The following is a 21,701-nucleotide window of genomic DNA, read 5'->3' as shown; positions in this document are numbered from 1 at the left end:
GGGTCGTACGGGGGTTGGGGGGTGGGGGGAGATGGGACGGGGATAGGGGAAGGGGGCTCAGGGCGTGATGCGGAAGTCGGTGAACAGGGCCGTCCCGGCGTGGCCCGTCCCGGGCGGCGCCGCGGCGAACAGCCCGAGCAGCGCCCCGACCCACCGCCACGGCGTCGCCGCGAATTCCTGTCCGAGCGGAACGAATTCCCGGCCGTCGCCCGTGTCGGCCGCGAAGCGGCATCGGGCGTCCGCGGTCAGCTCGATCCGCAGCCGGGCCCGCCCCTCGGGCGAGGCCCGGGACGGTGCCGCGTCCCGCTCCCGGTCGGTGTCGGCCGGGGCGAACCGGTGCACGAGCCGGACCCGGCCGTCGCCCTCCCGGGCGAGCCCGATCCAGCTGTACGCGTCGCCCAGGACCACGAGCCCCGCCCTGGCCCCGGGCGCCACCGCACCGCCGTCCAGGTCCAGTTCGACCTCCACGACACACGCCCGCGCCGGCATCCGCTGGGTGAGGAGCTGCGGCAGCGCCCGCAGGTCGTCGACGCGCTCGTGCCGCCCGCAGGTCAGCCGCAGTCCGTCGGCGGAGTGGCGGACCGTCCAGCCCTCGGCCGGATTGGCCGTCCACTGCCACTGCCGCCCGAACCGGCCGCCGGGGAAACGGTCGTCGTGCCCGGGTGCGGACCGCGGCTGCGGTGGCAGGTCGGGCTTGCGGTGGACGAGGACGGGCGCCCCGTTGTCGCCGAGCACCGGCCAGCCGTCCGCGTCCCAGCACATCGGCTGGAGGTGGACCACCCGCCCGTGCGCGCCCCGCTGCTGGAAGTGCAGGAACCAGTCCTCGCCCCGCGCGGTGCGCACCCAGCCGCCCTGATGGGGCCCGTTGACCGGGGTGTCGCCCTGCGCGAGGACGACCCGTTCCTCGTACGGGCCGGTGAACGCCCGCGCGCGGAAGGCGCCCTGCCAGCCGGTGGCGACACCGCCCGCCGGGGCGAGGATCCAGAACCAGCCGTCGTGCCGGTACAGCTTCGGCCCCTCCAGGGTGAACCAGCCGGGGAGCGTGTCGGCGTCGACGAGCGTCGTGCCCGCGTCGAGCAGCCGCGTGCCGTCCGGGCTCATCCGGTGGCCGGTCAGCCGGTTGTTGAAGCCCGCCCGGGACTTCGCCCAGCCGTGCACCAGATACGCCTCGCCGCTCTCCGCGTCCCACAGCGGGCAGGCGTCGATCAGCCCCCGGCCCGCCTTCACCAGCTGCGGCTCGCTCCACGGGCCCCGCACGGAACGGGAGTTGACCTGGAAGACGCCGTGGTCGGGGTCGCCCCAGAAGATCCAGAACCGGCCGTCGTGGTGCCGCAGCGACGGCGCCCACACCCCGGCGTCGTGCCGGGGGACGGCGAACGCCGCCTCCGGCCGCAGCCGGTCGAGCGCGTGCCCGACCAGCGCCCAGTTCACGAGGTCGCGCGAGTGGAGCAGCGGCAGTCCGGGGGCCCGTCCGAAGCTGGACGCGGTCAGATAGAAGTCGTCACCGACCCGCACCACGTCCGGATCGGACCAGTCTGCGGCGAGGACCGGATTGCGGTAGGTGCCGTCGCCGAGGTCCCCGGTCCGGCCGTCGGTGTCCGTGTACGGGGCGGTCATGGCGTCACCCCCCGGTGCGCGAGGGCCTCGGCGGCCGCCCGGTCGAGCCGCCCGTCGGCCACCACGGTGACCACCCGCCGTACCACCGTGCCCCCGGCTGGCAGCAGGAGCCGCCGCTCGTGGGCGAGGGAGGAACCGACGCCCGGGTACTCGGCGGCGCGCACGAACCACGGATCGCGCCGGGTCTCCTCGTCCGCCCCGGCGAACACCAGCGTCCAGCCGTCCCCGGCCAGCGCGACCCAGTCGCCGCACACCCCGTGCACGGCGGCCTCGCCGTCCCCGGCCGCGCCGAACACCACCGGCGGCCCGGCTTCCTTCGGCGCGCGCCAGAAGAAGCCTCCGTACGCGGCACCCGGCCGCCCATTGGTCGCCGGGCTGCCGATCGACACCCCGGCACCCGTGGCGTCGGTGAGCGCGAAGGACAGGTCGAGCGCCCACGCCGCCCCGCCGAGCTCGCGGACCCGCAGGATTCTCTCCTCTCGGAGAAGAACGCGGCCGTCCCCGGCGGTCCAGCTCAGCGCCTCCGTGAAGCCGTCGGGACCGAGGCGGGCGAACCCCTCGTGCCGCTGGACGCCGTGGTTGTCGAGCTCCGTCGGCCCCCGGCCGCGGACGAAGGTCCGACCGCCCCAGAAGTTGTGCCCCGCCACGTCCGGCACGGCGACCCCCACCCCCAGATGGTGCCGATGATCGTCCGGCGCGAACGCGCTGACCGGCACCCCGGCCGGTGTCGTCACCGGATGCAGATACGGCCGCGGGGAATGGCGCGCGGAGAGCTCCGGCCGCGTCGTGTACGCGGCCACCGGCCGCCCGGCGCAGCGCAGTTCGAGGATGCCCTCGGCGCCGCTCACCGGACCACCGCCCCGGCCCGCCGCGCCCAGGGGGCGCCGAGTTCGGAGTACAGGCTCAGCGTCTCGGCGCTCCGGTCGACCAGCGCGTCGATCCCGGGCACCGTCCGGCGCGGCCCGCCCTCGCCCCGTACCGTCCGCCGGAACTCCTCCGGCAGCTCCACCGGGTCGGGCGCGCACCGCACCGCCTCCACCACCCGCATGAAGGCGCCCGTCGCGTCCGGGGGCACAAGCAGCGGCGCTCCGTCCGTCACATGCGCGACCAGGTTCTCCAGGAGGTCGGTGCGTCCGTGCACGGTCTCCACCGGCCCGTGCCCGGCCCGCTGCAGCAGCACCCGGTCCTGCTTGTACCAGAAGGTGATCCGCCCCCGGCTGCCGTGCACCATCACATACGGCTCGGCCGCCCGCTCCGCGCACAGCGTCGCCGCGACCGTCACCTGCCGACCGGCCGTCGTGAGGATCCGTACGGCGGAGGTGTCGTCGGACTCGATGGCGTGCGCGCGCAGCAGTTCGGTCTCGATGCGGTCGACGTCCTCGGCGCGCGGGGCGCCCGCCAGCGCGAGGGCGGTGGCGACGGCATGGGCGAGCGGGTTGGTCAGCGCCCCGTCCACGACGTCCACGCCGTCGAGCCGCCGCCGGCCCGCCCACGGCACCCGCCGGAAGTAGGCCTCGTCCCGCACCCACGCCCCGGCCCCGCCTACCCCGAGCAGCTCCCCGATCGCCCCGTCCGCGACCAGCTCGCGGATGGCCGGCACGGCGTGCGAGCCCAGTGACTGGAACCCGATCTGGCAGGCCACGCCGGCCGCCGCGACACCGTCCGCCAGGCGGCGGAACTCCGCGTACGAAGGGGCGGGCGGCTTCTCCAGGAGCAGCTGCACCCCACGCCGTGCGGCGACGAGGGCGAGCTCGGCATGGGTGGCGATCGGGGTGCACACGATCGCGATCCGCGCCCCCGTCGCGGCGAGCAGCGCGTCCAGGTCAGCGCCCTGGACGACCGTGCCGAACCCCTCCAGCTCGGCGCTGTCGAGCGGGGTGAGCTCGCAGACCCCGGCGAGCCGGACCGGACCGGAGGCCTCGAGACGGCGGAGGTTCGCCAGGTGCCAGTGCCCGTGGCCGCGGGCCCCGGCGAGCACCACGGGAACAGGCTCGTGCTGCGGGCTCATCCCTTCACCGCCCCCGCGCTGAAGCCGGTGACCAGCCACTTCTGGATGAACGCGAACACGATCACCACGGGCACGGCCGCGATCACCCCGCCCGCCGCCAGCGCCCCGAGGTCGACGCTGTCCGCGCCCATGAGGGTGTTGAGGCCGACCGGGATCGTCTGCTTCTCCTGGCTGTTGAGGAACATCAGGGCGAAGAGGAAGTGGTTCCAGGCGTGCACGAAGGCGAAGGAGCCGACGGCGACGAGCCCGGGCCGCAGCAGCGGAAGCACCACGATCCGGAAGGCGGCGAAGCGATTGCAGCCGTCCACCCAGGCCGCCTCCTCCAGGGAGTACGGCACGTTCCTGATGAAGCCGCTGATGAGGATCATCGACAGCGGCAGCTGGAAGACGGTCTCCGCGATGATGACGCTGCCCAGCGAGTTGATCATCCGCAGGCCCGCGAAGATCTGGAACAGCGGGACGAGCAGCAGCGCCCCCGGCACGAACTGCGAGCACAGCAGGGCCAGCATGAAGCCCTTCTTGAAGCGGAACTCGAAGCGCGCCAGGGCGTAGCCGCCGGCCAGGGCCACGACCGTGGTGGTCACCAGGGTGGCCAGACCGATCAGCAGGCTGTTCTGGAAGTAGGTGGCGAAGCCGCGCTCGCTCCACACCTTGGCGAAGTGCTCGCCGGTCATCGGCCACGGCACGAGCGAGGTCGAACCGGCCGGGCGGACCGCGAACAGCAGGATCCAGTAGAACGGGACGAGGGTGAAGAGCAGATACGCGCCGAGCGGAAGGTAGATCTGCCAGCGCGGCACCTCGTCCCACGCGCGGCGGCGCTTCCGGCGGGCGCCGGGCCCGGCCGCCGCGTCGTCGTCCGCCCGGACCTCGATCCTGTCGAGGACGGTCATCGGTTCTCGCCTCCGAACCTGCTCAGGCGCAGATACACCGTCGAGCAGAAGAGAAGGACCACGAACGCCACCGTCGTCAGCGCGGACGCGTACCCGAAGTCATGGGCGTCGACGCTGGTCCGCGCGATGTACAGCGGCAGCGTGGTGGTCTCGCCGGCGGGCCCGCCGCCGGTCAGGGTGTAGAGCAGGTCGACGTTGTTGAACTCCCACACCGCGCGGAGCAGCGTGGACAGCACGATCGCGTCCCGCAGATGGGGGAGCGTGATGTGCAGGAACTGCCGCACCCGGCCCGCGCCGTCGACCTCCGCCGCCTCGTACAGGTCCTTCGGAATGGACTGCAGATCGGCCAGGATGAGGATCGCGAAGAAGGGGACCCCGCGCCACAGATCGGCGACGATCGCCGCGGGGAACACGGTCGCGGTGTCGGAGAGCCAGGACGTGCCGTACGAGCCGATGCCCGCGTCCGCGAGATAACGGGTCAGGCCCGTCTGCGAGTTGTAGAGCAGCACCCAGATCGCCGAGGTCAGCACCCCGGACACCGCCCACGGCGAGAAGACGAGCGCCCGTCCGACCGCCCGGCCCACGAAGGTCTGGTTGACGATCAGTGCCAGGGCGAGCCCGAAGAGCAGCTGGAGCGTCACCTCGACCGCGACCCACTTGAGGCTGAAGCCGAGCGTTCCCCAGAACTGCGGGTCCTCCGTGAACAGCTCCGTGAAGTTCCCCAGCCCCGCGAAGCCGTTCCGCCACGGCTTGGTGGGGTTGTAGTCCTGGAGGCTGTAGTAGAAGACGCTGAGCACGGGATACGCGATGAAGCCGAGCATCAGCAGGCCGGCGGGCGCGATCAGCAGATACGGGAGGCGGCGCGGGGGCCCTCCCGTGCGGCGGCGCCCGGGCGGGCGGACGGCCCGGGGCGGTGGGGTCACAGCTGCGGCCATGACGGCTGCTCCGTTCTGGGGAAGACGGGTTCGGGACGGGTTCGGGACGGGTTCGGGGGCATGCGGCATCGCCGTGCGGCACGACGCGCCGTGCGGGGGAGTGAGGGAGAGTGACGGGGGCGGTGCGGGGTGCTCAGCCCGCGTACGGATCGGGGGTGGTCCCCGGACGGGAGAGGAAGGCGAAGTCGCAGCCGGTGTCCGCCTGCGTGATCTGCTCGGTGTACAGCGCGCCGTAGCCGCGCTCGTAACGGGCGGGCGGCGGTGTCCAGTCGGCCCTCCGACGGGCCAACTCCTCGTCATCGACGTCCAGATGGAGCGTGCGCGCCTCGACGTCGAGGGTGATCGAGTCCCCGGTGCGGACCAGGGCGAGCGGCCCGCCGACGTACGATTCGGGCGCCACGTGCAGCACGCACGCGCCGTAACTCGTCCCGCTCATCCGGGCGTCGGAGATCCGCACCATGTCCCGCACCCCCTGTGCGAGGAGATACGCGGGGATCGGCAGCATCCCGTACTCCGGCATCCCCGGACCGCCCTTGGGCCCGGAGCCGCGCAGCACCAGGACGTGGTCGGCGGTGATCCCGAGGGCGGGGTCGTCGATCGTCCGCTGCATCGTGCGGTAGTCCTCGAAGACCACGGCGGGACCCGTGTGCTTGAGCAGCCGCGGCTCGGCCGCGATGTGCTTGATCACCGCCCCGTCGGGGCAGAGGTTGCCGCGGAGCACCGCCACCCCGCCCTCGTCCGCCAGCGGCCGTGACCGCGGCCGGATGACCTCCTCGTCGTGCACAAGGGCACCCGCCAGCTGCTCGCGCAGCGTCGCATGGGACACCGTGGGCCGGTCCAGGTGCAACACGTCCGTCAGCCGGGACAGGAAGCCCGGCATCCCGCCGGCGAAGTGGAAGTCCTCCATGAGGAACCGCCCGCCCGGACGCAGATTCGCGAGCACCGGCACCGTCCGGGCGATCCGGTCGAAGTCGTCGAGCGTCAGCCGCACCCCGGACCGCCCCGCCATCGCGATCAGATGGATCACCGCGTTGGTCGAACCGCCGAGCGCGAGCACCGCGGCGACCGCGTCCTCGTACGCCTCCCGGGTCAGGATCCGCGAGAGCCGCAGGTCCTCCCGTACCAGCTCCACGATCCGCAGCCCGGAGGCCGCCGCCATCCGGTCGTGCCCCGAGTCCACCGCCGGGATCGACGAGGCACCCGGCACCGTCACGCCCAGGGTCTCCGCCGCGGCGGTCAGCGTCGACGCCGTGCCCATCGTCATGCAGTGCCCGGGGGAGCGGGCCAGGCCGCTCTCCAGCTCCGCGAGCTCGCACTCGCCGAGCCGCCCGGCCCGCTTCTCGTCCCAGTACTTCCACATGTCGGTGCCCGAACCGAGCGTCTCGCCCCGCCAGTGCCCCGGCAGCATCGGCCCGGCCGGCACGAACACCGTCGGCAGGTCCACCGAGGCCGCGCCCATCAGCAGCGCCGGCGTCGACTTGTCGCAGCCGCCCATCAGGACCGCGCCGTCCACCGGGTAGGAGCGCAGCAACTCCTCGGTCTCCAGGGCGAGAAGATTGCGGTAGAGCATCGGCGTCGGCTTCTGGAAGGTCTCCGACAGCGTCGACACCGGGAACTCCAGCGGGAATCCGCCCGCCTGCCACACCCCCCGCTTCACCGCCTGCGCCCGGTCGCGCAGATGCACATGGCAGGGGTTGATGTCGGACCAGGTGTTCAGCACGGCGATGACCGGCTTGCCCAGGTGCTCCTCGGGCAGATAGCCGAGCTGCCGGGTGCGGGCCCGGTGGCTGAACGAGCGCAGCCCGTCCGTGCCGTACCACTGGTGGCTGCGCAGCTCCTCGGGGCGGCGGCCCTCGCCGCCGCTCATCCCGGCGCTCACACCGGCCACCCGGCGGCTATCGCGGCGACCTCGGCCCGGGCCGCCTCGGGGAGTTCACGGCTCGGCGGCCGGATGTCGCGCCGGCACAGTCCCAGCGAGGCCAGGGCCTCCTTCACCACGGTGACGTTGTCGGCGCTGTGGTCGGCCGCTCGCAGCTCCTCGAACCGCCGGATCCGCTCCCACACCTTCATGGCCGCCGGATAGTCGCCCGCGCGCAGGGTGCGCAGCATCTCCAGGGACAGCGCGGGGGCGATGTTGACCAGACCCGAGGTGAAACCGGTGGCGCCGCCCGCGAAGTACGCCGGGGCGTACGGCTCCGCCAGGCCCGCCACCCAGACGAACCGGTCCAGGCCCGCGTCCCGGGCGAACCCGGCGAACCGCGCCGCGTCCGGAACGGCGTACTTCACCCCGATCACGTTCGGGCAGGAGTCCGCGAGCTCGGCGAGCCGGTCGCCGCCGAGGCTCGGATTGCGCAGATACGGCACGATCCCGAGCTCCGGCACGGCCCGGGCGATGGTCCGGTGGTAGTCCACCCAGCCGGCGGCCGAGACATAGGGGTGCACCGGCTGATGCACCATCAGCATCGCGGCCCCGGCGTCCCCCGCGTGCCGGGCGGCCTCGATCGCGGTCGGCAGATCGTGCCCCACCCCGACCAGGACGGTGGCCCGGCCCGCGGCCTCCTCCATCGTCAACTCGGTGACCCGGCACCGCTCTTCACGGGTCAAGGCGTAGAACTCTCCCGTGTTGCCGTTGGGCGTGAGGGTCCGCACCCCCGCGTCGAGCATCCGCCGCAGCAGCACCCGATGGGCGCCGGTGTCCAGCTCCCCCTCGGCGGTGAACGGGGTCACGGGGATCGCCACCACATCGGCGAGCGCCTCGCGCAGCGCGTCGAACTCCACGCTCATGCCTGCTCCTCGGGGACGGCCACGGGTGCGGATACGGGTACGGGTACGGGCGCGGGTTCGGGTGCGGGGAACGCCCGGGCGACGAAGGACGCGATGTGCGCGTGCACGGCCCGGCCGGCGCCCTCGGCGTCGCCCGCCGCGGCCAGGCGCAGGATCTCCGCGTGCTCCGCGGCCTCCCGCTCCCAGGACGGCACCGCCGCCCACGCCACCGTGGACACCAGCGCGGCCTGGTCCCGTACCTCGTCCAGCATCCGGCCGAGCAGCGGATTCCCGCACGGCAGATAGAGCGAGCGATGGAACTCCCGGTTGGCCAGGGACCGTTCGGCCGGATCGTCGGCGACGGCCGCCCGCTCCAGGGCTGCCCGGGCGGCGTCCAGCGGGGCGCCCGCGGCCACGGACCGGCGCACCGCCACCGGTTCGAGCAGCAGCCGTACGTCGTAGACCTCGCGGGCCATGTCCGCGTCGACCATCCGGACCGTGACGCCCTTGTACTGGCTGAGCACCACGAGCCCGCTGCCGGCCAGTGTCTTCAGCGCCTCGCGCACCGGGGTCTTCGACACCCCGAAACGGGCGGCGAGTTCGGTCTCCACCAGCGCCTGGCCCGGACTGAGACCACCGGTGAGGATGTCGTGCTTGATCGCCTCCAGGACGAACTGGGTGCGGGACGGAATGGGGCTGGGGGCGGCGAAGGCCATGGCGGCAGCACTCTCAGATCTCATGTATCGCGTCTCATATATGACGTACGAAGTGCAACGCGACGAAGCTAAGCGGGTCATGAGGCCGCGTCAATGCTTTGCGCACGATTCTTAGAAAGCGCTTGCTGCCTTGTGGCGCTTGGGCTGCCTCGGCTGTCTCAGCAGGAGGGCAGCGGCTTCGGCGCCGGACCCGGCGGTGGGCCGAACTCCAGGCGCACCGAGTCGTTGCGCGGCAGCACCACGGCGACCCCGTCGGCCGGCGTCCAGCGGGTGGGCACGAGGACGTACTGGTCCCCCGACTGGAGGATCAGCACGAGACCGTCGTAGCGATAGGCGTACGCGGCCTTGTCGCCCTTGTCCTGCGCGCATCGGGTCTCGCGCACCCCGGGGCCGCCGATGCCGAGGCGGTGCTCGCTGAAGACCACCGTCGCGGGGGAGCGCTCCAGACCGGCCACGAAGCGCTGGGCCCGCACGGTGCCGACGGAGGCGGCGTAGTCGTTGGCGGCCCAGACGATCCCCAGCATGACCAGGGTGAACACCACCGCCCACTCGGCGATCACGGCCCACTCGGGGCGGGGCGGGGACGGAGGCGGGGCATCGGGAACGGGCGCGGGCTCCGGCTCGGGTCGGGGCTCGGGCCGAGCTTCGGGTTGGGTCTCCGGCTCGCTTGCGGGTGCGGGTGCGGGTGCGGGTACGGCCTCGGGTTCAGTTGCCGGCTCGGGTGCGGGCGCCTCGGCCTGGGGCGCGGGAGTCTGCTCCGGCTCCGGTTCCGGCTCCCGTATCGCCTCCGGCTCCGCAGCCGGAGCGTCCGCCGCGTTCCGCCGCGCGAGGAGCCGGGCGTACGCCAGCAGGGCGACTCCCGTGGACAGACTGAGCGGGGCAAGGGTGAGCACACGGCTGAGGAAGGTCACCTGGAACGTCGACCAGAGCCCGCCGACCGTGAGCAGAAACCCGGCCGCGGCGAGGGCCGCGGTCGCGCGGCGCCGCGCCACCGGCCCCAGGAGCGGCCCGAGCCGGCGCCGCGCCAGGTCGTACCCCCAGAAGCCGGCCACGCCGAGCGTCGCCGTCACCGTCAGCGGCACCCAGAGCGCGTCCAGGCTGCGCATCAGGTAGTCGGCCGTACTGAAGCCGAGGAGCGTGGAGTGCACCCGGAAGTACGCGAAGAACCAGTACGCGTGCCAGTAGCCGAAGTAGTAGAGCAGCGCGGTGACGAGGCTGGTGGGCGCGGCGACCGCGCCGACCAGGGTGGCGAGGCGGCCGGGACCGCCGGTGCCCTCGTTCACCGGGCGGCCGCGCTTCCGCCGGTGCCGGCACCGGTGCTCGACGTCGAGGCGGTGCGGGAGGAGCCTCCCGTGGGCCCGTCGGTGGACCCCTCGGCCGAGCCGTCCGTGGGCCGATCGGTCGGCCCGTCCGTGGTCCCGTCCGTCGGTCCGTCGGTCGTCGGTCCGTCGGTGGGCCCGTCGGTCGTCGGTCCGCCGGTGGGGCCCTCGTCCGTCCCGTTCGGGTCCGGCTCGCACACGCCCACCACGTACACGACGCGGTGGCGCTCGACCGTCCTGCCGGACCGGGGCTCCATGTGGTCGTAGCCGCACGGGCCGGCGGTCTCCCGGCCGTCCGCCGTGCGGTTGACGCGCACGAGGTCCACGCACAGCGTCCCGTCCCCGCACATCTCGACGAACCGCCGCTTCAGGGCGGCCCAGTTGAACCGGCCCTCCTCCGACGCGTCGTCGTGCAGCCGGTCGGACCGGCCCCAGTCGGGGATCCGCAGCGGTCCGGGCTTGGCTCCGCCGTTGTTCCCGCCGCTGCTCCCGCCGGAGGTGCCGGCCCCGCCGGGACCCGGCACCGCGCCGCCGTTCACGCCGCCGCCGGGTCCGGCGCCCTGGTCGTCGCCCGGATTGTCGCAGGACACCGCGGCCGGCAGACAGAGCAGGAGGGCGACGCCCCAGCGGGCGGCGTGTGTGGAGAACCGCATGGCGCATCCCCGATCCCTCGAAGAATCCGAAGAAGGCTGTCAGCCGGACGGCGGCATGACAGTCGGAGAATGACACAGGCGGCGACCGTGCGTAAGGGAATTTCTCCCGTGCGTCAGCGCACCGCGAGCAGGTGCTCCAGGGCGAGCTGGTCGAGCCGTTCGAAGGCCATCGAGCGCTCGGCCGCCGCCGTCGCGTCGAACTCCTCGTACGCGGCGGGGTCGCCGAGCAGGCCCGCGAGCCCGTCCGGGGCGGTCGGCGCGGCGAGTTCGTCGAGCCGGGAGGCGGCGAGGGCGGCGACGACCTCCGGGTCGGCGCGGAAGGCGGCGGCGCGCTCCTTGAGGATCAGGTAGTTCCGCATGCAGTTCTTCGCGGACTCCCACACCCCGTCGAAGCCGTCGGTGCGCACCGGCTTGAAGTCGAAGTGACGCGGACCGCCGTAACCGGCCGTCTCGAGCAGGTCGACGAGCCAGAAGGCCTGGCGCAGATCGCCGGCGCCGAAGCGGAAGTCCTGGTCGTACTTGATCCCGGACTGCCCGTTGAGGTCGATGTGGAAGAGCTTGCCCGCCCACAGCGCCTGCGCGATGCCGTGCGGGAAGTTGAGGCCCGCCATCTGCTCGTGTCCGGTCTCCGGGTTGACGCCCACGAGCTCGGGCCGCTCCAGGCGCTCGATGAACGCGAGCGCGTGCCCGATCGTCGGGAGCAGGATGTCGCCGCGCGGCTCGTTCGGCTTCGGCTCGATCGCGAAGCGCAGCTCGTAGCCCTGCTCGGTGACGTACTGGCCGAGCAGGTCGAAGGCCTCCTTCATCCGGTCGAGCGCCAGGCGCACGTCCTTCGCCGCGCCCGACTCCGCGCCCTCCCGGCCGCCCCAGGCCACGTACACCGAGGCGCCGAGCTCGACGGCGAGGTCGATGTTCCGGATCGTCTTGCGCAGGGCGAACCGGCGCACGTCACGGTCGTTCGCCGTGAACCCGCCGTCCTTGAAGACCGGGTGCGTGAAGAGGTTGGTGGTGGCCATGGGCACCTTGAGGCCCGTGCGGTCGAGGGCGGCCCGGAAGCGCTTCACCGCCGCCTCGCGCTCGGCCTCCGCCGTCCCGAACGGGATCAGGTCGTCGTCGTGGAAGGTCACGCCGTACGCGCCGAGCTCCGCGAGCCGCTCGACCGACTCGACCGGGTCGAGCGCCGGCCGGGTCGCGTCGCCGAACGGGTCGCGGCCCTGCCAGCCGACGGTCCACAGGCCGAAGGTGAAGCGGTCGTCGGGGGTGGGGAGGAGATGTTGCGACATGTCCGGCTCCTTCGTGGCGCGGCCGTGAGCGGGGAGGCTGGCCGCGAGATTTGTTTTCTGAGATAACTAATACCGCCGGGCGCCGCCCGGCGCCAGAGCCGACCCCCGATTGCGGGGAACGAGAGCCCCGCATCCGGGGAACGAGAGGTGGTCCATGAGCCAGCGCCCGGTGGTCATCGGCGTCGACAGCTCCACCCAGTCCACCAAGGCGGCCGTCGTGGCCGCCGAGGACGGCGCGCTGCTCGCCGTCGGCCGCGCCCCGCACACCGTCACCGGAGAGGCCGGCGCCCGCGAGTCCGACCCCGAGGAGTGGTGGTCCGCGCTCGCCCGGGCCGTCGCCGACGGGCTCCGGCAGGCCGCCGTACCGCCCGCCGCCGTGACCGGCATCGCCGTCGCCGGACAGCAGCACGGCCTCGTCACCCTGGACCCGGCCGGCCGCCCGCTGCGGCCCTCGCTGCTCTGGAACGACACCCGCTCCGCGCCCCAGGCCGCCGCCCTCACCCACGCGCTCGGCGGCCCGGCGGCCTGGCTCGCCCGCACCGGATCCGTGCCCGTCGCCTCCATGACCGCCGCCAAGTGGCAGTGGCTGACCGAGCACGAACCCGCCGTCGCCGAGCGCACGGCGGCCGTCCGGCTGCCGCACGACTTCCTCACCGAACGGCTCGCCGGCACCGCCGTCACCGACCCCGGCGACGCCTCCGGAACCTGCTGGTACGACACCGGGCGCGCCGCCTACGACCCCGAGCTCCTCGCCCTGATCGACCTCGACCCCGCCCTGCTCCCGGCCGTCGCCCCGACCGGCGCCACCCGCGTCGGCACCCTCAACCGCGCCGCCGCCGAAGCCCTCGGCCTGCCGGCCGGAGTCGCCGTCGCCGCCGGGACCGGCGACAACATGGCCGCCGCCGTCGGACTCGGCCTCGGCACGGGCGGCCTGCTCGACCACCCGGTGGTCAGCCTGGGCACCTCGGGCACGGTCTTCGCCGCCACCCGCGCCCGGCCCGCGAGCCATGGCCTGTCCGGCTTCGCCGCCGCCGACGGCGGCTACCTGCCGCTCGGCTGCACGCTCAACTGCACCCTCGCCGTCGACCGGATCGCCGGCCTCCTCGGCCTCGACCGCGAGGACGCCGCACCCGGCGACGGCCTCGTCCTCCTGCCGTACCTCGACGGCGAACGCACCCCCGACCTGCCGCACGCCACCGGCCTTCTCACCGGTCTGCGGCACGCCACCACCCCGCACGCGCTGCTCGGCGCCGCCTACGAGGGCGCCGTCTTCACCGTGCTCCGCGCGCTCGACGAGGTGCTCACCGCCTGCGGCCTCGACCCCGCCGATCCGGCCGTGCGGGACCGGCCCCTGCGCCTCGTCGGCGGCGGCGCACGGGGCCGGGCCTGGACCGAGACCGTCCGCCGGCTCTCCGGCCGCCCCGTCGTCGTCCCCGCCGCCACCGAACTCGTCGCCCTCGGCGCCGCCGCCCTCGCCGCGGCCGCCGCCACCGGCGCCGATCCCGTCGCGCTCGCCCGGGAGTGGGGCACGGGCGAGGGTGAGACGCTGCCGCCCGTGCCGCGCGACACCGCCACCTGGGAGCGCATCGACCGGGTCCTGGACCGGGCGCACCCGCTGCTGGCGGACTGAGGAGGCGGGGGCCCGACGACGGTCGGTGCACTGATCGTCAGTGCACCGAGGGTTCTGAGGTCAGGCGGTCTCAGGGTGCGGCGACCGGCTCCGCCGGCGCCCGCAGCTCCTCCGCCGCGTCGGAGACCCGCCGCAGGAGCGAGAGGAACTGGGTCTGCTCCTCGGGGGAGAGGGGCGCCAGGAAGATCTGGTTCATCCGGGCCGTCCGCACGGTCAGGCGGCGGTGGGTGCGGGTCCCCTCATCGGTGAGGCGGAGCAGGAAGCGGCGCCCGTCCTCGGGGTCGCGCACCTTGTCGAGCAGACCGCGCCGGATCAGCCGGCTCACCACCTCGGCGATCGTCGACCGGTCCAGGCCCACCCGCTCGCCCACCGTCCGCTGATCGAGGCCGGGCTCGGCGACCAGGGCGTTGAGGACGCCGAACTGCGGCGAGGTGATCTCCTCCGAGACCACCGTCGTCCACAGCAGGTGGTGGGCCTGCTGGAGTCGCCGGGCCAGGTGTCCGGGATGCGTGGTCAGATCCACCGCGCCCATCGTGCGCTCCTTCAGCCGTGCCTGCCGCTTCGTCGGTGCACGGAACGATACCCGTCGCCCTCACCCCGGCCGGGACCAGTTCGCCCGCAACCCGTTGACGGTGGCGCACAGGGCTGCCAGCATGGCCCGGTCGGCCAGATGCTCAGTGCACTGACTAATTTTACCGGCTCACTCTCGCACCGACTCCTGCAGGGCCGACGCGGACATCGGTGCGGACGAGAGGCTTCCCATGGACAAAGTGGTCACCAGCGCCGCCGAGGCGGTGGCCGACGTTCCCGACGGAGCGACGCTCGCCGTCGGCGGCTTCGGCCTCAGCGGCGTACCCACCACCCTCATCCAGGCGCTCCACGCCCGCGGCGTCGGGGGACTGGGGGTCGTCTCCAACAACTGCGGCGCCCTGGACAGCGGGCTCGCCGTGCTGCTCGCCGCCGGCCGGATCGCCCGCGTCACCGGCTCGTACATCGGCGCCAACAAGGAGTTCGCCCGCCAGTACCTGGCCGGGGAGCTGGAGGTCGAACTCATCCCGCAGGGCACCCTCGCCGAGCGGCTGCGCGCCGGCGGCTGCGGCATCCCCGCCTTCTACACCCCGGCCGGCGTCGGCACCCAGGTCGCCGACGGGGGACTGCCCTGGCGGTACGACGGGAACGGCGGCGTCGCACTCGCCTCGCCGCCCAAGGAGGTACGCGATTTCGACGGCGTCCCGCACGTCATGGAACGCGCCATCCGCACCGACTACGCCCTGGTCCGCGCCGCCCGCGGCGACCGGCACGGCAACCTCGTCTTCCACGCCGCCGCCCGCAACTTCAACCCCCTCGCCGCCATGGCCGGCCTCGTCACCGTCGCCGAGGTCGAGGAACTCGTCGAACCCGGCGTCCTCGGCCCCGACGAGGTGCACCTGCCCGGCGTCTTCGTCCAGCGCGTCGTCGCGCTCACCCCCGAACAGGCCGCGGACAAGGGCATCGAACGGCGCACGATTTCCGCCTCTCCGACACGGAGGACCACCCGATGAGCTGGACCCGCGAAGAGATGGCCGCCCGCGCCGCCCGCGAACTGCGCGACGGGCAGTACGTGAACCTCGGCATCGGCCTGCCCACGCTCATCCCCGAGCACCTGCCGCCCGGCGTCGAGGTCGTCCTCCACTCGGAGAACGGCATCCTCGGCACCGGCCCCTACCCGACCGAGGACGAGGTCGACCCCGACCTCATCAACGCCGGCAAGGAGACCGTCACCGTCCTGCCCGGCGCCGCGTACTTCGACTCCGCGCTCTCCTTCGGCATGATCCGCGGCGGCCATGTCGACGTCGCCGTCCTCGGCGGCATGCAGGTCTCCGCCCGCGGCGACCTCGCCAACTGGGCCGTGCCCGGGCGCCTCGTCACCGGCATCGGCGGCGCCATGGACCTCGTCCACGGCGCCCGGACCGTCATCGTCGTCCTCACCCACACCGCCAAGGACGGCACCCCCAAGATCGTCGCCGAGTGCGACCTGCCCCTGACCGGCCGCGCCTGCGTCGACCGCGTCATCACCGACCTCGCCGTGCTCGACGTGACACCGGACGGCCTCGTCCTCGTCGAGACCGCACCGGACGTGACCCCCGAGCAGGTCGCGGCCCTGACGGCCGCCCCGGTCCTCGGCCCGGACGGGCAGCCGATCCCACCGGCGGCGGACCGCGCCCCGGACCCCGGGGCCCGCGTCCAGGTCTGACCCGGGCGCCCCGCCTGCCCGCCCGCCTTTCCGCTCCGAGAGGAAAGAACCCTCCGCATGGACGACGAGCTCACCCAGCACCGCATCGACCGCGAGATCGCGGCCCTCCAGAGCACCTACGACGCGGCGCTCGCCGCGGGTGCCCCGCCCCGCCACCACCCGCCGCGCGACTACGCCCCGTACCGCAGCTCGCTGCTCCGCCACCCCCGGCAGCCGCTCGTCGCCGTCGACGCGGGCGGCGACCCGGAGGCCGTCGAGCTCGCCGGGCCGGTCTTCGGACCCACCGACGTCACCGAGCACGACAACGACCTCACCCGGATGCACGCCGGCGAGCCCCTGGGCGAGCGGATCACCGTCACCGGCCGGCTCCTCGACCGGGAGGGCCGGCCCGTGCGCGGCCAGCTGATCGAGCTCTGGCAGGCCAACGCCTCCGGCCGCTACGCCCACCACCGCGACCGCCACCCGGCCCCGCTCGACCCCCACTTCACCGGCGTGGGCCGCACCCTGACGGACAGTCAGGGCCGCTACACCTTCACCACCATCAAGCCCGGCGCCTACCCCTGGCGCAACCACACCAACGCCTGGCGCCCCGCCCACATCCACTTCTCGGTGTTCGGCACGGCGTTCACCCAGCGCCTCGTCACCCAGATGTACTTCCCCGGCGACCCGCTGCTCGCCCACGACCCCATCATCCGCTCGGTCACCGACCCGGCGGCCCGCGACCGGCTTGTCGCCCGCTACGAACACGGCCTGTCCGTCCCCGAGTTCTCCCTCGGCTACGCCTGGGACATCGTCCTCGACGGACCCGCCGCCACCTGGATGGAGGAAGGCCGATGAGCACCGCCGAACCCGCCGCCCGGCCGCTGCCCACGCCGTCCCACACGGTCGGCCCGTTCTACGGCTACGCCCTGCCGTTCCCCGACGGAGAGCGCGTCGCCCCCGCCGGGCACCCCGACCGCATCACCCTCCACGGCCGCGTCCTCGACGGCGCCGGCGCCCCCGTCCCCGACGCGCTCCTGGAGTTCTGGCAGGTCGCCCCCGACGGCTCCCGCACCGGCGCGCCCGGCTCGCTGCGCCGCGACCCCGTCACCGGCGGCCACCTCGGGCGCAACGGCACCGACTTCACCGGCTTCGGACGCGTCGCCACCGACGCCGACGGCCACTACACCCTGCACACCCTGCCGCCCGGCAATACCGGCCAACCCCACATCGCCGTCTGTGTGTTCGCCCGCGGCCTGCTCCACCACCTCTACACCCGCGCCTATCTCGCCGACGGCCCCGACCCGCTGCTCGACCGGCTCCCCGCCGACCGCCGCGCCACCCTGATCGCCACCGAGGAGCCGTACCGCACCCACCGCTTCGACATCCGCCTCCAGGGCGAGCGCGAGACCGTTTTCCTGGAGTTCCCGTGACCGGCCACCCGGACGCCGACCTGCTCCACGCCATCGACGGCGGGCTGCTCGACCCCGTGCGGGCAGGGCTGCCCGCCGAGGCCGCGACCGGCGACGGGGCCTTCCTGCGCGCCCTGCTCGACGCCGAGGCCGCCCTCGCCCGCGCGCAGGCCGCCACCGGGGCCGTACCCGCCGAGGCGGCGCGCGCCATCACCGAGGCGGCCGCCGACGCGGACCGATACGAGCTGCGTCGGCTCGCCCTGCGGGCGCGCTCCGGCGGCAATCCGGTGATCCCGCTCGTCGGCGAACTGTCCGACCGCGTGGGGGAGTGGGGCCCGTACGTGCACCACGGCGCGACCAGCCAGGACATCCTGGACACCGCCGCCATGCTGGTCGCCGTCCGCACCCTCGGCCTCGTCCTGGACGACCTCGCCCGCGCCGAGCGGGCGCTCGCCGCCCTCGCCGCCGCCCACCGCGACACCGCGATGCCCGGCCGCACCCTCACCCAGCACGCCGTCCCCACCACCTTCGGCCTCAAGGCCGCGGGCTGGCGCAGCCTCGTCCTCGACGCCCGCGACCGGATCACCGCGGTACGGGACGGGCTGCCCGCCCAGCTCGGCGGCGCCGCCGGCACCCTGGCCGCCCTCGCCGACCGCCACCCCGACGGGGACGTGACCGGGCTGCCCGCCGCGTACGCCGCCGAACTCGGCCTGGCCGCACCCCTGTTGCCCTGGCACACCCTGCGCACCCCGATCGCCGACCTCGCCGGCGTGCTCGCCCTCACCGCGGGCGCGCTCGGGAAGATCGCCGCCGATGTCCTCACCCTGTCGCGGACCGAGATCGGCGAGCTCGCCGAGGGCACCGGCGGCGGCTCCTCCGCCATGCCCCACAAGGCCAACCCGGTCCGCGCCACCCTGATCGCCTCCGCCGCCCGCCGCGCCCCGCACCTCGCGGCGAGCCTCTACGGCTGCCTGGCCGCCGAGGACGAGCGGCCCGCGGGCGCCTGGCACGCCGAATGGGAACCCCTGCGCGAGCTGCTCCGGCTCGTCGGCGGCGCCGCCCACCACGCCGCCGCCCTCGTCGAGACCCTCCGCGTCGACCCGGCCGCGATGCGCGCCAACCTCGACCGCACCGGCGGGCTCCTCGTCGCCGAACGCCTCGCCACGGCCCTCGCCCCCCGGCTCGGCCGCGCCGCCGCGCGGACCCTCGTCGCCGAACTCGCCACCCGTACCCGCACCGAGGGCCGTCCGCTCGCCGAACTCCTCGCCGGACACGCGGAGTCCACCGGCCTCGACCCCGCCGAACTCGCCGCCCTCGCCGACCCCGCCCGGGCCACCGGCCACGCCGGCACCCTCACCGACCGCGCCCTGGAGCGACGTTGACCACCACTGCGACCACCCTCCACCACATCGCCGAGGGACCCGCCACGGCGCCCGTGCTCATCCTCGGGCCCTCGCTCGGCACCTCCACCGCCCTGTGGGACGCCGTCGCCCCCGAACTGGCCGCCACTCACCGGGTGATCCGCTGGGACCTGCCCGGCCACGGCGGCTCGCCCGCCGGACTCATCGGACCCGGCGCGACCGTCGCCGACCTGGCCCGGCTCGTCCTCGACCTCGCCGACACGCTGGGCGCCGACCGCTTCTCGTACGCCGGGGTCTCCCTCGGCGGCGCCGTCGGCCTCCACCTCGCCGCCCACCACCGCGAACGCCTGGACCGGCTCGCCGTGCTCTGCTCCTCCGCCCACTTCGGCGGCGCCGAGCCCTGGCTCGCCCGGGCCGCCGACGTACGCCGCGACGGCCTGGCCCGGCTCGCCGACACCGCCGAGGCCCGCTGGTTCACCCCCGGATTCACCGTGCCGCGCCTCGTCGAGGACCACCGCGCCGCCGACCCCGCCGCCTACGCCGCCTGCTGCGACGCGCTCGCCGCCTTCGACCTGCGCGACCGGCTCGCCGCCATCGCCGCGCCCACCCTGCTGATCGCCGGCCGCGAGGACCCCGCCACGCCGCCCGCCCATCTGAGGGAGATCGCCGACGCCGTGCCCGGCGCCGCGCTCACCGAACTCCCCGGCGCCTCCCACCTGGCCCCCGCCGAACAGCCCGCGGCCGTCACCGCCGCCCTCCGGGCGCACTTCGGCATGCCTTCCGCTCCGAACGGAACGAACGGCATGGCGACCCGCCGCGAAGTCCTCGGCGACGCCCATGTCGACCGGGCCCAGGCCCGCCAGACCCCGCTCACCGCCCGCTTCCAGGACTTCATCTCCCGCTACGCCTGGGGCGAGATCTGGACCGACCCCACCCTCTCGCGCCGCGAACGCAGCCTCGTCACCCTCACCGCGCTCGTCGCCCACGGCCACCACGAGGAACTCGCCCTGCATCTCCGCGCGGCGCGCCGCAACGGCCTCGGCGACGCCGAGATCGCCGCCGCCCTCCTCCAGGCCGGCGTCTACTGCGGCGTCCCGGCGGCCAACGCCGCCTTCGCCGTGGCCCAGCGCGTCCTGGCGGACCCGGACGGGGAGTGACGGCTCGGGGAACGGTCACCGGATCAGTACGCGGGCACGCGGCAGAACCGCTCCGTGACGTGCAGATCGGCCTCGATCCCGGCGATCGCCGCCGCCAGCTCCGGCAGCACCTCGGTCACGCACTCCTCGGGGGAGCGGCGGCTCGCGTGCAGGGCCACGTTCACCGCGGCGACCGCCCGCCCGGCCCCGTCCCGTACCGGCATCGCGATCGACCGCAGCCCCTCCTCCAGCTCCTGGTCGACCAGCGCGTAGCCCGCCCGCGCCACCCCGTCGAGCAGCGCGCCGAGCTCCGCGCGATCCGTCACCGTGTACGGGGTCAGGGCCCGTGGCTCCGCCCCGGCCAGGCGCGCCGCCCGCTCCTGCGGCGGGAGATCGGCGAGCAGCACCCGGCCCATGGAGGTCGCGTACGCGGGGAAGCGGGTGCCGAGGGTGATGTGGACGTTCATGATGCGGCTGGTCTCCACCCGGCCCGTGTACTGCACCTCGTCGCCCACCAGGACCGCGAGGGACGTCGATTCGCGCACCCGCTCGGCCAGATCGGCCAGGTGCGGCTGCGCGATCCGGGTCAGCGTCGTGCGCGACAGCGGCGGGAAACCGAGGTCGAGGACGCGCGGCGTCAGCCGGAACTCCCGCCCCTCCACCGCCACACAGCCGACGTGCTCCAGGGTGATCAGCGCCCGCCGCGCGGTCGCCCGCGCGAGCCCCGTTGCCTCCGCGACCGCCGTCAGCGGCAGCGCCGCCCGGCCCGTGCCGAACGCCGTGAGGACGGTGAGCCCGCGCGCCAGCGACTCCACGAACTCCCGTCCCAGCTCCTGCTTGGACTCCGAGGTCCAAGCGGCCAGGCCGCTGGGCGCGGCCGGCTCCTCCGCCGGCGCCTCCCGCAGCGCCTTCTCCATCGCCCCGGCCGAGTCCCGCAGTCGCGGAAGGAGCGCGGCGCGCAGCGAGTCCGCGTCGTGCCGGCTGGTGTGGCTGACCGTGCTGAGCGCGCAGACGATCCGCCCGTCCCCGTCCCGTACGGGCACGGCGATCGCCACCAGGCCCGGCTCCACCAGCTGGTCGTCGAGCGCCCAGCCGAGCCGGCCCGCCTCGGCGGCCCGCTCGGCGAGGTCCACGGCGCCGGTACGCCCGCTCGGCGGCGCGGCGGGAAAGCCCCGCCCGGCCGGATCGGCCGCCCGCCGCTGCCGCCACTCCGCCCAGCGGACCGCGTCCCACGCGGAGGCGAACAGCAGCCCCGGCGCGGTGCGTTCGGCCGGCAGCAGATCGCCGATGCGGAAGCTCACCGACATCGCGCGGCGCCGGGTCGCCTGGTGCACGAAGCGGATCCCGTCGCCGTCGGCCACGGCGAGCGACACCGACTCGTCCAGTTCGTCCGCGAGCGCGTCGGCGAGACCGCCCAGGAGGCCCGGCAGCCGTACGGAGGCCAGATAGGCGTTGCCGAGTTCGAGCAGCGGCGGCGCGAGCACCACGTCGCGCCCCTCGATCCGTACGTAGCCCATGCGGGCCAGCGTGCCGGTGATCCGGTCGACCGTGGAGCGGGCGAGCCCGGTGGCGCGCTCCAGCTCGCCGACCGGCATCCGCCCGCCCGCCCCGGTCAGCCGCCGCAGCACGCCGATCCCGCGCAGCAGCGGCGTCACCGCCTCGGGCGGGGCCTCGGCGGTTTCGGAGGCGGATGCGCCGGCGGTGGAGTCGTCGATCGATGGCATGGGCTCTCCGTGGTGGATCTTCGGGTCCCCGTAGTGAACACG

The 21,701-nt window shown here is 74.5% G+C and carries 20 protein-coding genes; 7 read left to right on the top strand and 13 right to left on the bottom strand.

The features are described 5' to 3' along the window. Nucleotides 1-57 precede the first annotated feature (57 nt). From KV205_RS20320 to xylA, 11 genes are all read right to left on the bottom strand, one after another. The gene (locus KV205_RS20320; RefSeq protein WP_265865871.1) at nucleotides 58-1,617 is read right to left on the bottom strand and encodes a glycoside hydrolase 43 family protein; all 1,560 of its coding nucleotides are present in this window, start codon (nucleotides 1,615-1,617) and stop codon (nucleotides 58-60) included. Beyond that, nucleotides 1,614-2,465 (bottom strand): PmoA family protein, encoded by an 852-nt coding sequence (locus tag KV205_RS20315; protein WP_265865870.1) that lies wholly within the window; start codon nucleotides 2,463-2,465, stop codon nucleotides 1,614-1,616. Before KV205_RS20315 ends, KV205_RS20320 begins: the two co-directional genes overlap by 4 nt. After that, nucleotides 2,462-3,625 carry a Gfo/Idh/MocA family protein gene (locus tag KV205_RS20310; RefSeq protein WP_265865869.1) on the bottom strand — a complete coding sequence of 388 codons (1,164 nt, stop codon included), beginning with the start codon at nucleotides 3,623-3,625 and terminating at the stop codon, nucleotides 2,462-2,464. Before KV205_RS20310 ends, KV205_RS20315 begins: the two co-directional genes overlap by 4 nt. After that, a complete protein-coding gene (locus KV205_RS20305; RefSeq protein WP_265865868.1) occupies nucleotides 3,622-4,515 on the bottom strand; it encodes a carbohydrate ABC transporter permease in 894 nt (297 codons plus the stop codon). The genes KV205_RS20310 and KV205_RS20305 overlap by 4 nt, the downstream gene beginning before the upstream one ends. Continuing rightward, the gene (locus tag KV205_RS20300) at nucleotides 4,512-5,450 is read right to left on the bottom strand and encodes a carbohydrate ABC transporter permease (RefSeq protein WP_265865866.1); all 939 of its coding nucleotides are present in this window, start codon (nucleotides 5,448-5,450) and stop codon (nucleotides 4,512-4,514) included. Before KV205_RS20300 ends, KV205_RS20305 begins: the two co-directional genes overlap by 4 nt. A gap of 133 nt (nucleotides 5,451-5,583) precedes the next feature. Next, nucleotides 5,584-7,317 carry an L-arabinonate dehydratase gene (araD, locus tag KV205_RS20295; RefSeq protein ID WP_265865964.1) on the bottom strand — a complete coding sequence of 578 codons (1,734 nt, stop codon included), beginning with the start codon at nucleotides 7,315-7,317 and terminating at the stop codon, nucleotides 5,584-5,586. An 8-nt stretch (nucleotides 7,318-7,325) separates the two neighbouring features. After that, complete coding sequence (locus tag KV205_RS20290) at nucleotides 7,326-8,234, bottom strand: dihydrodipicolinate synthase family protein (RefSeq protein ID WP_265865865.1); 909 nt, start codon at nucleotides 8,232-8,234, stop codon at nucleotides 7,326-7,328. Next, complete coding sequence (locus tag KV205_RS20285; RefSeq protein ID WP_265865864.1) at nucleotides 8,231-8,953, bottom strand: GntR family transcriptional regulator; 723 nt, start codon at nucleotides 8,951-8,953, stop codon at nucleotides 8,231-8,233. The genes KV205_RS20290 and KV205_RS20285 overlap by 4 nt, the downstream gene beginning before the upstream one ends. 134 nt (nucleotides 8,954-9,087) lie before the next feature. Continuing rightward, a complete protein-coding gene (locus KV205_RS20280) occupies nucleotides 9,088-10,212 on the bottom strand; it encodes a hypothetical protein (protein ID WP_265865863.1) in 1,125 nt (374 codons plus the stop codon). After that, nucleotides 10,209-10,901: a hypothetical protein gene (locus KV205_RS20275; protein ID WP_265865862.1), complete on the bottom strand. Its 693-nt coding sequence runs from the start codon at nucleotides 10,899-10,901 to the stop codon at nucleotides 10,209-10,211. Before KV205_RS20275 ends, KV205_RS20280 begins: the two co-directional genes overlap by 4 nt. Nucleotides 10,902-11,014: 113 nt before the next feature. Continuing rightward, nucleotides 11,015-12,184, bottom strand: coding sequence for a xylose isomerase (gene xylA, locus KV205_RS20270; protein WP_265865861.1), 1,170 nt, complete (start codon nucleotides 12,182-12,184; stop codon nucleotides 11,015-11,017). Between the two features lie 154 nt (nucleotides 12,185-12,338). On the opposite strand from xylA, the gene xylB reads away from it, so the two are divergent. After that, on the top strand, nucleotides 12,339-13,814 hold the full coding sequence (gene xylB / locus KV205_RS20265) for a xylulokinase (protein ID WP_265865860.1): 1,476 nt from the start codon (nucleotides 12,339-12,341) through the stop codon (nucleotides 13,812-13,814). A gap of 70 nt (nucleotides 13,815-13,884) precedes the next feature. On the opposite strand, the gene KV205_RS20260 is transcribed toward xylB, so the two are convergent. Beyond that, nucleotides 13,885-14,346: a MarR family winged helix-turn-helix transcriptional regulator gene (locus KV205_RS20260; RefSeq protein WP_265865859.1), complete on the bottom strand. Its 462-nt coding sequence runs from the start codon at nucleotides 14,344-14,346 to the stop codon at nucleotides 13,885-13,887. Nucleotides 14,347-14,575: 229 nt separating this feature from the next. Between KV205_RS20260 and KV205_RS20255 the strand changes: the two genes are divergently transcribed. From KV205_RS20255 to pcaD, 6 genes are read left to right on the top strand one after another with little or no spacing between them, the layout of a single operon-like run. Next, complete coding sequence (locus KV205_RS20255) at nucleotides 14,576-15,355, top strand: CoA transferase subunit A (protein WP_265865858.1); 780 nt, start codon at nucleotides 14,576-14,578, stop codon at nucleotides 15,353-15,355. Then, nucleotides 15,352-16,047: a CoA transferase subunit B gene (locus KV205_RS20250; RefSeq protein ID WP_265865857.1), complete on the top strand. Its 696-nt coding sequence runs from the start codon at nucleotides 15,352-15,354 to the stop codon at nucleotides 16,045-16,047. Before KV205_RS20255 ends, KV205_RS20250 begins: the two co-directional genes overlap by 4 nt. A 57-nt stretch (nucleotides 16,048-16,104) precedes the next feature. Beyond that, nucleotides 16,105-16,884 carry a protocatechuate 3,4-dioxygenase subunit beta gene (gene pcaH, locus KV205_RS20245; RefSeq protein ID WP_265865856.1) on the top strand — a complete coding sequence of 260 codons (780 nt, stop codon included), beginning with the start codon at nucleotides 16,105-16,107 and terminating at the stop codon, nucleotides 16,882-16,884. After that, entirely contained in the window at nucleotides 16,881-17,459 is a 579-nt protein-coding gene (pcaG, locus tag KV205_RS20240) for a protocatechuate 3,4-dioxygenase subunit alpha (RefSeq protein WP_265865855.1), read from the top strand. Before pcaH ends, pcaG begins: the two co-directional genes overlap by 4 nt. Further along, nucleotides 17,456-18,820, top strand: coding sequence for a 3-carboxy-cis,cis-muconate cycloisomerase (gene pcaB / locus KV205_RS20235; protein WP_265865854.1), 1,365 nt, complete (start codon nucleotides 17,456-17,458; stop codon nucleotides 18,818-18,820). The genes pcaG and pcaB overlap by 4 nt, the downstream gene beginning before the upstream one ends. After that, nucleotides 18,817-19,956, top strand: a complete 1,140-nt coding sequence (gene pcaD / locus KV205_RS20230) for a 3-oxoadipate enol-lactonase (protein ID WP_265865853.1) — start codon at nucleotides 18,817-18,819, stop codon at nucleotides 19,954-19,956. Before pcaB ends, pcaD begins: the two co-directional genes overlap by 4 nt. Nucleotides 19,957-19,979: 23 nt before the next feature. Here the strand turns inward: pcaD and KV205_RS20225 are convergent, their stop codons facing one another. Continuing rightward, a complete protein-coding gene (locus KV205_RS20225; RefSeq protein WP_265865852.1) occupies nucleotides 19,980-21,659 on the bottom strand; it encodes an IclR family transcriptional regulator C-terminal domain-containing protein in 1,680 nt (559 codons plus the stop codon). Nucleotides 21,660-21,701 lie beyond the last annotated feature (42 nt).

The sequence above is a fragment of the Streptomyces sp. SKN60 genome (assembly GCF_026236535.1).
Taxonomy (GTDB): Bacteria; Actinomycetota; Actinomycetes; order Streptomycetales; family Streptomycetaceae; genus Streptomyces.
Note: the sequence above shows the minus strand (reverse complement) of the source record. Positions and strands in the feature narration are given on the sequence as shown.